Here is a 14,572-nt window from a genome sequence, read left to right as displayed (position 1 = left end):
GCTGCGTCGCATTTGATGCAAGCGCCGCAATAGGTTAGTCCTTGTGCGATACGTGCGAGGAGGAGACGCCTATGGCCGGGAAGAGCTTTGATGTGATCGTGATTGGCGCGGGGCCGGGCGGCTATGTCGCGGCAATTCGGGCCAGCCAGCTGGGCCTCAAGGTCGCCATTGTCGAGCGCGAACATATGGGGGGCATATGCCTCAATTGGGGCTGTATCCCGACGAAGGCGATGTTGCGCTCCTCCGAAGTCTTTCATCTGATGCAGCGGGCGGGTGAATTCGGGCTGAAAGCCAGTGGCATTGAGTATGATCTGGAGGCCGTTGTGAAACGGTCCCGCAAGGTCGCGGGCCAGCTCAATTCCGGCATTGGCCATCTCATGAAAAAGAACAAGGTCACGGTGTTCATGGGGGAGGCCAGCATTCCGGCACAAGCGCAAGTCGCGGTTGCAACCAAGGCCGGGCAGGACATCTTGGACGCGCCCAACATCATTGTGGCCACGGGCGCACGGGCGCGAGAATTGCCAGGGCTGGAGGCCGATGGCGATCTGGTCTGGACCTACAAACACGCGCTCACGCCTGCGCGGATGCCCGAAAAGCTGCTGGTCATTGGCTCCGGCGCCATCGGGATCGAATTTGCCAGTTTCTACAATACGCTCGGGGCGCAGACGACAGTCGTGGAAGTGATGGAACGCATCCTGCCCGTCGAAGACGCCGAGATCAGCGCATTCGCAAAGAAAGCCTTCGAGAAGCAGGGCATGATCATCCGCGAGAAGGCAATGGTCAAACAGCTTGATCGTGGCAAAGGCAAGGTGACCGCGCATATCGAGCAGGGCGGCAAGACCACCAAAGAAACCTTTGATACGGTGATTTCTGCTGTGGGGATCGTTGGCAATACCGAAGGGCTGGGGCTTGAGGCACTGGGCGTCAAGATCGAGCGCAGCCACGTGGTCACCGATGCGCAATGTCAGACCGGGGTTCCGGGGATTTATGCCATCGGAGATATCGCGGGCGCGCCGTGGCTGGCCCACAAGGCAAGCCATGAAGGCGTCATGGTGGCGGAGCTCATTGCGGGCGGCCATCCCCATACGGTGGATCCTGATGCCATCGCCGGGTGCACCTATTGCCATCCGCAGATTGCCTCTGTGGGGCTGACCGAGGCGCAGGCCCGCGAGGCCGGTCATGAGATCAAGGTGGGCCGCTTTCCGTTCATAGGCAACGGCAAGGCGATTGCGCTTGGCGAGGCGGAGGGTCTGGTCAAAACGATCTTTGATGCCAAGACCGGCGCGCTTCTGGGCGCGCATATGGTGGGCGCGGAGGTCACGGAAATGATCCAGGGTTATGTCATCGGGCGCAGCCTGGAGACGACCGAAGTTGACCTGATGAACACAGTCTTCCCGCATCCAACCTTGTCAGAGATGATGCATGAAAGCGTGCTGGATGCCTTTGATCGTGTGATCCACATGTAGTGCGGGCAGGGCTTGGCCAGCGCGGCCGGGCCAAATGCAAAAAGCGCGCCGGGCAGGCGCGCTTCTCGTTGTCAGACAGACCGAAGATTTACCACAGATCCGCCAGATCGTCTGCGGGCTGATCATCGGAGGGATCATCGTCCGAGCCATCATCGTTCGTGTCATCACGGGCATCATCGGCCATGATATCCTCGTAAATCAGCTGGTACTGCCCATCACAGCCCGCGTCGTCCTCCTCGTCAATGACAGGGGGCGGCGCGTCGAAGGCAAGATCGTCCACTGCGCCGGAGCCGACAAGCGTGACATCCATCGCCGCGACGTTCTCGATCCCGATATCGATCGTCTGGGCGGAATTGTCGCCTGCGGCCGGGATACCAATCGAAGACAGGAGCGCGCCGTCAGCGTCAAAGAGCTCAATCGTCCCACCGGGTTCCTCGATGTCCAGCAGGGTCAGGGAATTGACCGTGCTTGGCGCGTCGAACTCGAAGGACAATGTGCCGCCATGGGCATTGTCATCCGGATCAGAGCTGTCGTTGTCCTCAGAGATGATGAGGACATTGTCCTGATCGGTATAGGCCAGATCGTGATCTCCGCCGGTGGGCGCATTGGTATTGAAGATCATCGCGTCGTTCTCGGAGCTGTCATCCTCGCCTGCGCGCTGACCGCTGATTGTCACGCCGTCGAACTGATCAGACGCCACATCGCCCGCGCTCGCATCGATGAAGCTTTCGGAATAGGGGCCATCCTCTTCCTCGCCGCCGTCGATGATCTCGACATTGGTGGTGGAAATTTCGACATTGTCGATGCGGATGATCTCGTTGCCGCCGGTGGCGTCATTGATGAACCGATATTCCACCGTGCCTTCGGCGTCCTCCAGAATGCCGCCCTCATAGGTGATGGTGCTGGCGTCAGAGGTGATGGTTTGTCCTGTCTCGGAGCCCACAAGCGCGCTGCCATCGTTGTTGACCTGGAATTCGTCCAACAGGACCCAATCGCCCCCGTCAAGGCGCACTTCGACGCGGAAGCTGTCTTCAAACCGGCCGGCATTTTCAAAGCGGCTGGCATTGTCGGTCGAGGCATCGAAGCTGAGGCTGGTTGCGCCCTCGGTCTCTACGGCCTCGAAGGTCAGCGTGCCCTCATTGTGGCTGTTGGTGAACAACTGATCGTGGCGCACATCCCAGCGACCGTCATCCGCGATGAGATCGGACATGCCGGGCGTGTCCATCCCGTCGAAATCTTCGCTGAACACTTCGGTCGTGACGATTTCCACCGGCCCGTCGCCGCCGTCCGTGATCTCGACCTCGTCAGTCGCGGTAATGGCGAGGTTTTCGATACGGAGCGTTTCGTCGCGCGCGGTAAAGTCTGACACAATGCGGAATTGCACGCTCTCGCCCGCGTCCGCCAAAACACCGCCGTCATAGGCGAGGCTGCTGTTGCTCTCGGTGATGGTTTGGCCCGTCTCGGAGCCCACAAGCGCTGATTTGTCACCGTTTACGACAAATTCGTCGAGCAGGACCCAATCGCCGCCATCAACCTGAACTTCGATGCGCAGGCTGTCGGCATAATGGCCGGAGGCTTCAAAGCGGTGCAGATCGCCGACGCTTGCATCGAGAAACAGCGCGGCGGGGCCTTCGGTCTCCACGGGCTCAAGTGTCAGCGTGCCCTCATTGTGGCTGTTGGTAAACAGCGCGCCATCGCGCAGATCCCAGCCATCGGCATCAGCGATACTCTCAACAGCGCCTGCGGAATTGGCCGTCTCGAAATCCTCTTCGACCGCAACGACTTCCGTCAGAACGGTGGTCGGGCCATCGCCGCCATCCTCTCCTTCGTCGTCCGTATTCTCGGGGATCGTCAGCGCGAGGCCCTGCCCATAGTCCGCGTTGATGACCACGGTCAGCTCGCTGAGATCGAGATCATCTGCCGTCAATGGGCGGTCGCCGGCCTCGATGAACAGGGTCAGCGCGGTTGTATCGAGATCTGAGTCCGATGGATTGACCTGCTCGCCAAACTGGATGCGCACATCGTGATCGGTTTGCAGCGTGGCCCCGTTGCTGAGGCTGGAGAAGCTGTCATCACCGGTGTCAAAGCTCGTGATATCCGCCTCGGGGCCCGTCGGGAATACGGTCAGCCCATCCAGGATGGTTGGATCGGTGACATCAAAAAAGAGCGCGTCGATATCCGTGATTTCCGGGGTCGCGGCGACAAGGCGGACGAAGAGGTTGCCATCATCCTCCGCAATCGTCACCTCGACCTGATTGGGTTGGCATCCAACAAGGAATGTTTGGGGGGCAGATGTGGCCATCGTTAACTCCGAAAATGTGAACCGAGCGCGAGTTAACGGGAATGGGGCAGGGAAGGCACGACTTTATGTTAATTTTGTGTTAACTGTTCTGGCCTCTCGAACAATACCCGGACGCGGTTTGCATTGTCCCGGGCCAAACGAAACAATGCGCCGGTTTCCCGACGCATTGTTCTGCTTTCGATCAACAATGATCGAGAATCAATTTCACCGTTTTTCGATATCCACGTAGTCGCGCATCGCTTCGCCCTGATAGAGCTGGCGCGGACGCCCGATTTTCATTTGCGGATCGCCAAGCTGTTCTTTCCATTGGGAAATCCAGCCAACGGTCCGCGAGAGAGCGAAGATCGGCGTGAACATCGATGTCGGGAAGCCCATGGCTTCGAGAATGATGCCGGAGTAGAAATCCACGTTCGGGAAAAGCTTCTTCTCGGCGAAATAAGGATCTGCGAGCGCTGCTTGCTCCAATTCCTTGGCCGTCGCGAGAATGGGGTTGTTCTCAACGCCCAGAAGCTCCAGCACCTCGTCGGCCGATTGTTTCATAACAGTCGCGCGGGGATCGAAGTTCTTGTAGACGCGGTGGCCGAAGCCCATCAGGCGGAACGGATCGCTCTTGTCCTTGGCGCGGGCGATGTATTCGGGAATACGATCAGGCGAGCCGATCTCCTTGAGCATCTCGAGGCAGGCCTGATTTGCGCCGCCGTGCGCCGGACCCCAGAGGCATGCAATGCCAGCGGCAATACAGGCGAAGGGGTTGGCGCCGGACGAGGAGGCGAGACGCACCGTCGAGGTCGACGCATTTTGCTCGTGATCGGCATGCAGGGTCAGGATCCGGTCCATCGCGCGCGAGAGGATCGGATCAACGACATATTCCTCTGCCGGAACGGCAAAACACATGTGCATGAAGTTGGCCGCATAATCGAGATCATTGCGCGGATACACGAACGGCTGACCAATGGAGTATTTGTACGCCATGGCCGCAATTGTGGGGACCTTGGCAATCAGACGGTGCGAGGCAACCTCGCGCTGGCGCTCGTCATTGATGTCGGTGCTGTCGTGGTAGAAGGCCGCCATTGCGCCCACGGCACCGACCATGATGGCCATGGGATGCGCATCACGACGGAAGCCACGGAAGAAGTTGTGCATCTGTTCGTGGATCATCGTATGTCGTGTGATCGTGGCCTCAAAGTGCTCCAGATCGGCGGCCGAGGGCAGTTCACCGTAGAGCAGCAGGTAGCAGACCTCGAGGTAGTGCGATTTGCCCGCCAATTGATCGATGGGATAGCCGCGATGCAGCAATTCGCCCTTGTCGCCGTCAATGAAGGTGATCGTGCTGTCACATGCCGCGGTCGACGTGAAACCGGGGTCATAGGTGAACACACCGGCCTGTCCGTAGAGTTTGCGAATGTCGATCACATCCGGGCCTACGGTCGGCGAGTAGATGGGCAGATCGAAAGTCTTGCCGTCAATGGTCAGCGTGGCGTTTTTGTTTGTGTCAGCCATGAAGGTCCCTCATTCAATTTGGGGCCAGCGGGCCAGAGGGCCCGGGGCACGGGGGTCGATCAATGCCTGCCGCCAAGATCTGAAATCCAGGTTAATCGGCCTTGGCAGCATCCGACAAACGCGCCAGCGTCTCATCGCGACCAAGGATCAGCATCATATCGTAAACACTGGGGGTAACTGCCCGCCCCGCAAGCGCGGCGCGCAACGGACCTGCCAATTTGCCGAACTTCGTCTCATGCGCTTCGGCAAAGGCTGACATGACCGCCTCCAGATCGTCTCGCGTCCAGCTAGCAGTTTGCAGATGCGGCGTCAACGATCCCAGTATACCACGGGATACCGTATCAAGCGCCTTGAGCGCCTTTTCATCGGGTGCAATTGGGCGGTCAGCCAGTATAAAATGAGCTTTTTCAGTCAGTTCCGGAAACGTCTTGGCACGCTCCTTGAGGCAATACATCGCACGTCCCACACCGTCCTCTTGCGCGGGGCTCAACGCAGGCTTGCCGGAGGCTGCGCGGTATTCAACCAGCTCACGCTGCAATGCCGCATCATCTGCCGCTGCGATATGCTGCCCCGACAGATTTTCGAGTTTTTTGAAATCAAACCGGGCGGGGCTTTTGCCGATGCCGTCAAAACCGAACCATTCCTGCGCCTGTGCATCGGTGAAGAACTCGTCATCGCCGTGGCTCCAGCCCAGCCGCGCGAGGTAGTTGCGCATTCCGGCCGCAGGATAGCCCATGGCCTGATATTCCTCGACCCCGAGCGCGCCGTGGCGCTTAGACAGTTTCTTGCCATCAGGCCCATGGATCAGCGGAATATGCGCCCAGACAGGCACGTCCCAGCCCATAGCCGTGTAGATCATCATCTGGCGGGCGGCATTGTTGAGGTGATCATCGCCCCGGATGACATGCGTCACGCCCATGTCGTGATCATCCACAACAACTGCGAGCATGTAGACCGGCGTCCCGTCCGAGCGCAGCAACACCATGTCGTCGAGCTGATCGTTGCGGATGCGGACATCCCCTTGCACCTGATCCTTGATCACAGTCTCGCCATCTTGTGGCGCCTTGATCCGCACGACATAGGGGGCGTCTGGATGGCTCTCGGGCGCGGCATCGCGCCAGGGTGAGCGATATAGCGTGGAGCGCCCCTCGGCCCGGGCGGTCTCGCGAAAGGCGGCGATCTCGTCCTGGGTGGCAAAACACTTGTAGGCTTTGCCAGCATCCAGCAACGCCTGTGCGACCTGCGCATGACGCTGGGCGCCAGCAAACTGACTGACCACCTCGCCATCATAGTCGAGCCCCAACCACGCAAGCCCCGTCAAGATCGCCTCCGTGGCCTCCGGCGTTGAGCGGGCGCGGTCCGTATCCTCGATCCGCAGAAGGAACTTGCCGCCGCGACCCCGCGCATACAGCCAATTGAAGAGCGCCGTGCGCGCCCCACCGATGTGAAGAAAGCCCGTGGGCGAGGGGGCAAAGCGGGTCACGATTGTCATGGCGGCATTAACCTCTGAGTAACCAAGTGCGGGATACGTTAGCGCTTCCTTAACGGGGGGAAGAGAGAGGAACAAGGTGCGCCTGTACGAGCCCTTTGCCGCCGCGCTTTTGCACCAGCGCGGACGGCTCATGCCGTGGTCGCCGGTCATGCTGGCGGCAGGGATCGGGCTGTTTTTCTCGCTTCCCTTCGAGCCTTCCGTCCTTTCTTTGTGGATCACGGGCGTGTTGGCACTGGGGCTTGTGCTTTGCGCGCTGCGGTCCGATGCGATCTGGGGCCCTGTCTTTTGGGCGCTGGCCCTCGTGGCTCTGGGGTTTGTCTTCTCCGGGCAGCGCGCCCATGCCGTCGCGGGGCCCGTGCTCGAGTTTCGCTTTTATGGCACGATCGAGGGCACTGTCGTGGGGCTGGATCGGTCGGCATCCGATGCCGTGCGCGTGACCCTCAAGGACGTGATCCTCGAAGATGTGCCCGCGCACAGGACACCCACAAAAGTGCGCATTTCCCTGCATGGCGGAGATGGTGCGCCGCCTGCGGGGGCGCGCGTCATGACGACGGGGCACCTCAATCCGCCGGGCGGTCCGGTTGAACCGGGCGGGTTCGATTTTCAGCGTCACACATGGTTTCTGGGCATTGGCGCTATCGGCTACACCCGCGTGCCGCTTCTCCTCGTGGATCCCGCGCCCAATTGGGCAGGGGTCTTCGGCGCGCGTATGGGCCTGTCTTCTTATGTTCAGGCGGCGATCCCGGGCGATGCCGGTGGCTTTGCCGCAGCCGTGACGACGGGTGATCGCTCGGCCATGTCCTCGGAAGCAGTCGAGGCACTGCGCATTACCAATCTGGCCCATCTTCTGGCCATTTCGGGACTGCACATGGGACTTCTGACCGGGTTTGTCTTTGCGACCCTGCGGTTTGCCTTGGCGCTTCTTCCCATGGCTCTCTTGTGGCCGACGCGTAAAATCGCAGCGGCAGGCGCATTGGCCGTGGGGGCTGTTTATCTGGCGCTCTCGGGGGGCAACATTGCCACCGAGCGGGCGTTCATCATGGTGGCCGTGGCCTTCAGCGCCATCTTGCTGGATCGCCGGGCCATTTCGCTGCGCTCTGTGGCCGTCGCGGCCATTATCGTTCTGGTCATGCGACCTGAAGCGTTGCTGGGGCCGGGCTTCCAGATGTCATTCGCCGCCACAACGGCCCTTGTCGCGATCTTTGCGCTGCTCTCGGGCGCGCCATGGGCGCAGGTGCCCAAATGGGCGCAACCTGTGATGGCTGTTGTCGTATCCTCAGGCGTTGCTGGATTGGCGACCCTGCCTGTGGCGGCGGCCCATTTCAATCGTATGGCAAGCTACGGGCTGATTGCCAATCTGGCGGCCACGCCCGTGATGGGGACGATTGTCGTGCCTGCGGGCGTGCTGGCCGCGCTTCTGGCGCCACTGGGTTTGGACGGCATCGGCTTTTGGATCATGGAACAGGGGCTGGCCTGGATCCTCTTCGTGGCCAACGGGGTGGCCAGCTGGGAGGGTTCATCGCGCTACATTCCAGCGCCGCCTCCGGTTGTGCTGCCCCTCATGTCGCTGGGTGCTTTGATGGTGGTTTTGATCCTGGGGCGGGGGCGGTATGTCGGCGTGCTGCCTGTGGTCGTCGCGTGCGGGATCTGGGCTGCGGCAGAGCGCCCTGCAGTGCTCATTGCCGATGGCGGTACGTTGGTGGGGGTCATGACGCCAGAGGGAAGGGCGCTTTCAAAGGCGCGGGGCGCGGGGTTCGTGGCCAATTCCTGGCTGGAGAACGATGGCGCAGGGCTCACGCAGGAGCGTGCGGCAGCGCTCTGGTCGGGCGATGGGCGGTTGCGTGCTTGGGACTTGGGCGATCATCTGATCATTCATGCCAATGGCAAACGGGCTTTGGCTGAGCTCGAGACCTGTCCGGCGACTGCCTTTCTTGTGGCGTCCGTTCCCGTGACCGAGCCATGGGCCTGTCAGGTGCTCGATCCGGATCGCTTGCGGGGTACGGGCGCCATCGCGCTGGATGCCGGGATGCAGAAAAAAACCGCGCGCCAGATTGCTGGCACGCGGTTGTGGAACACATCAGACCTGCGCCGCGCGCGTCAAACGTCGGGCGCGTGGCGTCAGTATGTCCGGATCAGCCCGACGAGCTTGCCCTGAACCTTGACGCGGTGCTCGGGATAGACCTGCGTCTGATGCGCCGCATTGGCGGGTTCCAACGCAATCATATCGCCCTGACGCCGAAAATACTTGAGCGTCGCGTTCTGGCCATCGACCAAAGCCACGACGATATCGCCCGCGTCTGCCACGGAGGTTTCGCGGATCACCACAACATCGCCATTGTTGATCCCGGCCTCGATCATTGAATCGCCGTTGACCTCAAGGGCGTAATGCTCCGCACCAGAGCGTACCATTGCGCCGGGCACGGCCACGGGCGCGGGGTTTTCCATGGCCTCAATCGGCATGCCCGCCGCGATCTTGCCCATCAAGGGCAGCTCAAACACATTGGCCACCTCGAGGCGCTGCGCCTGTGCCGGTCGCGGTGCGGCGTCTCCATCGATGACGCGAGGCGTGAAACCGGCCACTGTCGGAGCACCGCCCAGACTTTCCGGCAGCTTCACGATTTCCAACGCGCGCGCCCGATGGGCCAATCGGCGGATGAACCCGCGCTCTTCCAACGCCGTGATCAAACGGTGAATTCCCGATTTGGACCGTAAATCCAGCGCCTCCTTCATTTCGTCGAATGAGGGCGGTACGCCATCGCGCTGTACGCGTTTATTGATAAAATCCAACAGATCGAGTTGCTTCTTCGTCAGCATGTTCTGCTCCCTGACGGCTCTGAATTGCGTAATGTTCTACGCATGTTCCCGTTTTGTGTCAACTCTGGGTGAAGAAAGCGTTTAAAGCGGCAGGAAATCGATCTCACTGCCTGCGACGCGGGGGCCGTCATGGGCGGGCCGGATCATCAGGGCGTTTGCCTGCGCCAGCACCGATAGCAGCGAGCTGTCCTGATGCTGGGCGGGCGAGATCTGGCCGTCGGTGATCGTGGCGCGCATGTAGTGTTCGCGCGGGCCGCCGGGTCCGATGTCATGGGCCAGACGGGCGGTCTGGCGCGGCGCAGGTTCTGCGGGCAGGCCCATCATGCGATGCACAACAGGCGCCACAAAAACATGGCCGCAGACCATGGCCGAGACCGGATTGCCGGGCAAACCCATCATCATCGACGCACCAATGCGACCAGCCATCAGCGGCTTTCCGGGGCGCATCGCCACCTTGTAGAACTGCCGCTCACCGGCCGCCATGACACGCGCCACAACGTCGTGATCTCCAACGCTTGCGCCGCCAATCGTAATGATCAGATCCGCGTCCTGCGCCAGATCGAAGGCCAGCGCGAGCGCGGCCTCGGTATCCCGCGCGATGGGCAGAAGGCGGGGCTCTGCGCCGAGTGCTTGCAACATGGCGTGCAGGCCGAAGGTGTTGGAGGCGATGATCTGGTCCGGTCCGGGCTCTTCCCCGGGCATGACAAGCTCGTCGCCCGTGGAGATCAGAGCGACCTTGGGCCTGCGGTGCACGGGAACGCGCGGGATGTTCATGGAGGCCAAAAGTGCCACATCCTGCGGCGTGAGCCTGCGCGGGGCTTTAAACAAAGTGCCGGTGGCGAAATCGACGCCTGCGGGGCGGATATGTGACTTGGCTTCAAGCGTATCGCCAAGCGTAATCCAGTTGCCCTCGCGGTGCACGTCTTCCTGAATGACAACCCAATCGGCGCCCTCCGGGACGACACCACCGGTGAATATGCGCACGGCCTGGCCGGATTGCAGGGGCGCGTCGTATCTGTGGCCAGCGGCGGATTCGCCGACAACCTGCAGGCGTTGCCCGGGCTGCCCATCGGCTTTCTGGATCGCGTAGCCATCCATGGCGCTGGCGGGAAACGGGGGTTGATCGCGTGTCGCCTGTTGGGCGCGCGCGAGCACACGGCCTGCGGCCTGGATCAAGGGGACGTCTTCGATCTCCAGCACCGGCGTCAGGGCGAAAAGCTGCTCCAGTGCTTCGGTAACGCTGATCATGACGCTTCGTAACGGCCTGATTTTCCGCCATCTTTCAATGTCACGCGAATGCCGCCGATCTCCATGGCCTTGTCCACGGCCTTGGCCATGTCATGCACTGTCAGGGCTGTGACGGAGACGGCGGTCAGCGCTTCCATCTCAACCCCGGTCTGTCCGGTGGTCTTGACGGTGGCTGAGATGCGCAGACCGGGCAGGTCCGGATCCTGCGTCAGGTCGACGGAGACCTTGGTAATCGGCAGGGGATGACAAAGCGGGATCAGATCGGCGGTCTTCTTGGCACCCATGATGCCTGCAAGTCGCGCCACGGAGATCACATCGCCTTTCTTCGCGCGGCCTTCTGTAATGATTTCAAAGGTATGCTGGGCCATCTTCACGTAGCCTTCGGCCACGGCGATGCGGCTTGTGACGGCCTTCTCGGAGACGTCGACCATGTGGGCCGCGCCGCTATCGTCGAAATGGGTGAGCCCTGTGTCCGGCTTATCCATGGACCGCGACCTGCGCTGGGGCGGGGTTGGCAAGCAGGCTGCGCGTGGCGGCTTCCACGTTGTTCTGGCGCATCAGGCTCTCGCCGATCAGGAACGTGCGCGCGCCGTGAGCAGCCATGTCTGCCAGATCATCAGGCGTGTTCAGACCGCTCTCCGAGATCAGCAAACGATCCTCGGGCACATGCAGCGAGAGCGCGCGGGTTGTTTCAAGGGTTGTCTCGAAAGTCTTTAGATTCCGGTTATTTACGCCCATCAAGGGGGATTTCAGATTGAGCGCGCGGTCCAGTTCGGCGCGATCGTGAACCTCCAGCAGAACGTCCATGCCCCAGGCAAAAGCCGCCTCTTCCAACTCAGCGGCCTGCGCATCGGAGACGGAGGCCAAAATGATCAGGATACAATCCCCGCCAAGCGCCCGGGCTTCGGCCACCTGATAGGTGTCATACATGAAATCCTTGCGCAGCGCGGGCAGCGCAGTCGCCTCGCGCGCCTCTGTCAGGAATGACTTGGCGCCTTGGAAGGACGGCGTATCAGTCAGCACCGACAGGCATGTCGCGCCGCCGCGCTCATAGGCTTTGGCAAGGGTCGCGGGATGAAAGTCCTCCCGGATCAAGCCTTTGGACGGGCTCGCTTTTTTGACTTCCGCGATCAGGCCATAACCAGTGGCACTGGCGCGCATCAAAGCGTCGGCAAAACCGCGCGGCGCAGGCGCGGCGCGGGCGGCGTCTTCCACGGCGCTCAGGGGCGTCGCGGCTTTATCAGCGGCAATTTCTTCGAGCTTATAGGCTTTGATCTTGTCGAGGATGGTGGCGCTCATGATCTGGTCCAGTTTATGGCAGTGTCGCCTTGCTTTGTAAGCCAGTCGTTCACGCGACTAAAGGGGCGCGAGCCGAAAAAACCGCGCCGGGCAGAGAGCGGCGAGGGATGCGCGGTCTCGATGCGCAAATGGGAGGGGTTTTGTGCGATTTGCCCCTCGGATCGTGCAAAAGCCCCCCAAAGAACGAGCGCGCGCGGTCGGTCATCGAGGGATTTGAGAACCTGTGTTAACAAATCCTTCCAGCCCAGTTTCAGATGCCCGCCCGCGTCGCCCGCAGGCACCGTGAGCGCGGCATTGAGCAGGAGCACGCCTTGCGCGGCCCAAAACCGCAGATCGCCCGTCGCAGGGCGCGCGCCCAGATCGGCCTCCATTTCCTTGAAGATGTTTTGCAGCGAGCGCGGCAGCGGGCTGACGTCTGGTTCGACGGAAAAGGCAAACCCATGGGCATGGCCGGGCGTCGGGTAGGGGTCCTGCCCCAGAATGACGACGCGAGCCGCGTCGGGGGGACATGCATCAAGCGCGGCGAAGATCTGCGGCGCGGGCGGGAGGATCTTGCGCGGATCGCCTGCCAGTTCGGTTTGAAGGGTGGGCCACCTGTCCTCGAAGAACGGGAGGTGCGCCCAGGCATGCGGCACGCCTCCGTCCGGGAAGGGCGCATCCGCGCCCGCCGTGGGAGCGGACGGGGGCGTGCCAGCCCGCTGCGCGTCCCGGTGGGTCATGAGGCCGATGTGACTTTCGCCAAAGTCTCGATCGCCCGTTTGGCCGCGCCGGAATCGATGCTTTCGGCAGCCATTTCTGCGCCCTCGCGCAAGTCGGACGCTTTGCCGGCCACAACCAGGGCGGCGGCCGCATTCAGGCAGACCGCATCGCGATAAGCACTTGTCTCACCGCCCAGCAGCGCGCGGAAGGCTGTCGCGTTATATTCCGGTGTGCCGCCCATGATGTCCTTGAAAGGGTGTTCGGGCAGGCCCGCATCCTCGGGGTGCACCTCGCGCGCAGTGATCGTGTCGTCCTTGAGCACGGCCACGGAGGTCGGCCCGGAAATGGCGATCTCATCGGTCCCGTCAGAGCCGTGCACAAGCCAGGCATCGGTGCTGCCCAGGGCTTGCAAGGTCTCGGCCATGGGAAAGATCAGATCGATGGCAAAGGCCCCGGTCAGCTGGCGCTTGACGCCTGCGGGATTGGTCAGAGGGCCAAGGATGTTGAAGATCGTCTTGCAGCCCAGCTCCTGGCGCACCGGCATCACATGTTTGATCGCGGGGTGATGCATGGGGGCCATCATGAAAGCGATCCCGGCCTCAGCCAGTGCCCGCTCAACCACATTGGCCCCGACCATGACATTCACCCCCATTTGCCCCAGCGCATCAGCGGCGCCCGAGAGCGAGGAAAGGTTGCGGTTGCCGTGTTTGGCCACGGTCACGCCGGCGCCCGCGACAACAAAGGCCGTTGCGGTCGAGATATTCAGAGTGCCCTTGCCATCGCCGCCCGTGCCCACGATGTCCATCGCGCCCTCAGGCGCACGCACCTTGACGCACTTGTCCCGCATGACGGCGGCCGCGGCGGCATATTCCGCCACGCTCTCGCCCCGTGCGCGCATGGCCATCAGGAGCCCGCCCATTTGCGCCGCCGTCGCGGTGCCTTCAAAGAGATGCGCGAAGGCCTCTGTGGCTTGCGCGCGCGAGAGCGGGCCTTCGGAGGCCGCAAAAATCAATGGTTTCATGGCGTCAGAGGCGGGGGCATCGCTCATGCGGGGACCTTCATCATATCTGTGAAATTCTTGAGCAGCGCGTGACCATGCTCGGATCGGATGCTCTCGGGGTGAAATTGCACGCCATGCAGCGGCAGCTCGCGGTGTTGCAGGCCCATGATCGTGCCGTCTTCGAGTTCTGCCGTGATCTCGAGACACTCGGGCAGGCTTTCGCGGTCCACGATCAGGGAATGATAGCGCGTGGCTTCAAAGGGGCTGGGCAGGCCCTGAAAGAGGCCGCGGCCCGTGTGATGCATGGTGCCCATCTTGCCGTGCACGATCTCATGGCAGCGTTCGACGCGTCCGCCCATGGCCTGTCCGATGGATTGATGCCCCAGACAGACCCCCATCAACGGCGTGCCCGTCTCGGCGCAGGCCTCGACAAGGGCCAGACAAATGCCTGAGCTGTCCGGTGTGCCGGGCCCGGGCGAGAGCAGAATGCCAGCGGGATTGAGCGCCATGGCCTCTTGTACATTGAGTGCATCATTGCGATGCACCTGCACATCCACGCCCAATTCGCCGACGTAGTGAACGAGGTTATAGGTGAAACTGTCGTAATTATCGATCAGCAGAAGCATCGTCTTGGCCTTTTTGGCAAATAGGTGTGGAGGCAGGGGCTGCGCTCGCGGTATATAGGTCTTGGATGTGGTGGGAGGTCAAGCCCACCACTGGGTGAGAGATGGCCGGACAGCGGCACGGGGACC

12 protein-coding genes are annotated in these 14,572 nt (G+C 61.6%); 2 read left to right on the top strand and 10 right to left on the bottom strand.

The window, feature by feature from the left end; all coding sequences use genetic code 11:
• Positions 1-71 precede the first annotated feature (71 nt).
• Positions 72-1,466, top strand: a complete 1,395-nt coding sequence (gene lpdA, locus ACP15S_RS08745; RefSeq protein WP_425039183.1) for a dihydrolipoyl dehydrogenase — start codon at positions 72-74, stop codon at positions 1,464-1,466.
• A gap of 88 nt (positions 1,467-1,554) precedes the next feature.
• On the opposite strand, the gene ACP15S_RS08740 is transcribed toward lpdA, so the two are convergent.
• The 3 genes from ACP15S_RS08740 to gltX all read right to left on the bottom strand — a co-directional run bounded on the left by ACP15S_RS08740 (position 1,555) and on the right by gltX (position 6,760).
• Entirely contained in the window at positions 1,555-3,768 is a 2,214-nt protein-coding gene (locus ACP15S_RS08740) for a hypothetical protein (protein ID WP_425039182.1), read from the bottom strand.
• Between the two features lie 204 nt (positions 3,769-3,972).
• Positions 3,973-5,268 (bottom strand): citrate synthase, encoded by a 1,296-nt coding sequence (gene gltA / locus ACP15S_RS08735; RefSeq protein WP_425039181.1) that lies wholly within the window; start codon positions 5,266-5,268, stop codon positions 3,973-3,975.
• Positions 5,269-5,359: 91 nt separating this feature from the next.
• A complete protein-coding gene (gltX, locus tag ACP15S_RS08730) occupies positions 5,360-6,760 on the bottom strand; it encodes a glutamate--tRNA ligase (RefSeq protein ID WP_425039180.1) in 1,401 nt (466 codons plus the stop codon).
• Between the two features lie 76 nt (positions 6,761-6,836).
• On the opposite strand from gltX, the gene ACP15S_RS08725 reads away from it, so the two are divergent.
• A complete protein-coding gene (locus ACP15S_RS08725) occupies positions 6,837-8,915 on the top strand; it encodes a ComEC/Rec2 family competence protein (RefSeq protein WP_425039179.1) in 2,079 nt (692 codons plus the stop codon).
• Here ACP15S_RS08725 and lexA read toward each other — a convergent pair.
• From lexA to ACP15S_RS08690, 7 genes are all read right to left on the bottom strand, one after another.
• A complete protein-coding gene (gene lexA, locus ACP15S_RS08720) occupies positions 8,879-9,574 on the bottom strand; it encodes a transcriptional repressor LexA (RefSeq protein ID WP_425039178.1) in 696 nt (231 codons plus the stop codon). The genes ACP15S_RS08725 and lexA overlap by 37 nt on opposite strands.
• An 81-nt stretch (positions 9,575-9,655) precedes the next feature.
• The gene (gene glp, locus ACP15S_RS08715) at positions 9,656-10,822 is read right to left on the bottom strand and encodes a gephyrin-like molybdotransferase Glp (RefSeq protein WP_425039177.1); all 1,167 of its coding nucleotides are present in this window, start codon (positions 10,820-10,822) and stop codon (positions 9,656-9,658) included.
• Entirely contained in the window at positions 10,819-11,307 is a 489-nt protein-coding gene (moaC, locus tag ACP15S_RS08710) for a cyclic pyranopterin monophosphate synthase MoaC (RefSeq protein ID WP_425039176.1), read from the bottom strand. The genes glp and moaC overlap by 4 nt, the downstream gene beginning before the upstream one ends.
• Positions 11,300-12,121, bottom strand: a complete 822-nt coding sequence (gene trpC / locus ACP15S_RS08705; RefSeq protein ID WP_425039175.1) for an indole-3-glycerol phosphate synthase TrpC — start codon at positions 12,119-12,121, stop codon at positions 11,300-11,302. Before trpC ends, moaC begins: the two co-directional genes overlap by 8 nt.
• Positions 12,118-12,840: a uracil-DNA glycosylase gene (locus ACP15S_RS08700; protein WP_425039174.1), complete on the bottom strand. Its 723-nt coding sequence runs from the start codon at positions 12,838-12,840 to the stop codon at positions 12,118-12,120. Before ACP15S_RS08700 ends, trpC begins: the two co-directional genes overlap by 4 nt.
• Entirely contained in the window at positions 12,837-13,868 is a 1,032-nt protein-coding gene (gene trpD / locus ACP15S_RS08695) for an anthranilate phosphoribosyltransferase (RefSeq protein ID WP_425039173.1), read from the bottom strand. The genes ACP15S_RS08700 and trpD overlap by 4 nt, the downstream gene beginning before the upstream one ends.
• Entirely contained in the window at positions 13,865-14,446 is a 582-nt protein-coding gene (locus tag ACP15S_RS08690) for an anthranilate synthase component II (protein ID WP_425039172.1), read from the bottom strand. The genes trpD and ACP15S_RS08690 overlap by 4 nt, the downstream gene beginning before the upstream one ends.
• Positions 14,447-14,572 lie beyond the last annotated feature (126 nt).

Origin of the sequence: Primorskyibacter sp. S187A (assembly GCF_049800955.1) — a bacterium.
Lineage (GTDB): Bacteria > Pseudomonadota > Alphaproteobacteria > Rhodobacterales > Rhodobacteraceae > JAKVBH01.
The sequence above is the reverse complement of the archived record's forward strand: the minus strand, read 5'-3'. Positions and strand labels throughout refer to the sequence as shown.

Bases quoted from the DNA above. Each gene is read 5' to 3' on its own strand.
- gltA (WP_425039181.1), bottom strand. From the start codon at position 5,268: ATGGCTGACACAAACAAAAACGCCACGCTGACCATTGACGGCAAGACT.
- trpC (WP_425039175.1), bottom strand. From the start codon at position 12,121: ATGAGCGCCACCATCCTCGACAAGATCAAAGCCTATAAGCTCGAAGAA.
- glp (WP_425039177.1), bottom strand. From the start codon at position 10,822: ATGATCAGCGTTACCGAAGCACTGGAGCAGCTTTTCGCCCTGACGCCG.
- lpdA (WP_425039183.1), top strand. From the start codon at position 72: ATGGCCGGGAAGAGCTTTGATGTGATCGTGATTGGCGCGGGGCCGGGC.
- trpD (WP_425039173.1), bottom strand. From the start codon at position 13,868: ATGAGCGATGCCCCCGCCTCTGACGCCATGAAACCATTGATTTTTGCG.
- ACP15S_RS08700 (WP_425039174.1), bottom strand. From the start codon at position 12,840: ATGACCCACCGGGACGCGCAGCGGGCTGGCACGCCCCCGTCCGCTCCC.
- moaC (WP_425039176.1), bottom strand. From the start codon at position 11,307: ATGGATAAGCCGGACACAGGGCTCACCCATTTCGACGATAGCGGCGCG.
- lexA (WP_425039178.1), bottom strand. From the start codon at position 9,574: ATGCTGACGAAGAAGCAACTCGATCTGTTGGATTTTATCAATAAACGC.
- ACP15S_RS08690 (WP_425039172.1), bottom strand. From the start codon at position 14,446: ATGCTTCTGCTGATCGATAATTACGACAGTTTCACCTATAACCTCGTT.
- ACP15S_RS08740 (WP_425039182.1), bottom strand. From the start codon at position 3,768: ATGGCCACATCTGCCCCCCAAACATTCCTTGTTGGATGCCAACCCAAT.
- gltX (WP_425039180.1), bottom strand. From the start codon at position 6,760: ATGACAATCGTGACCCGCTTTGCCCCCTCGCCCACGGGCTTTCTTCAC.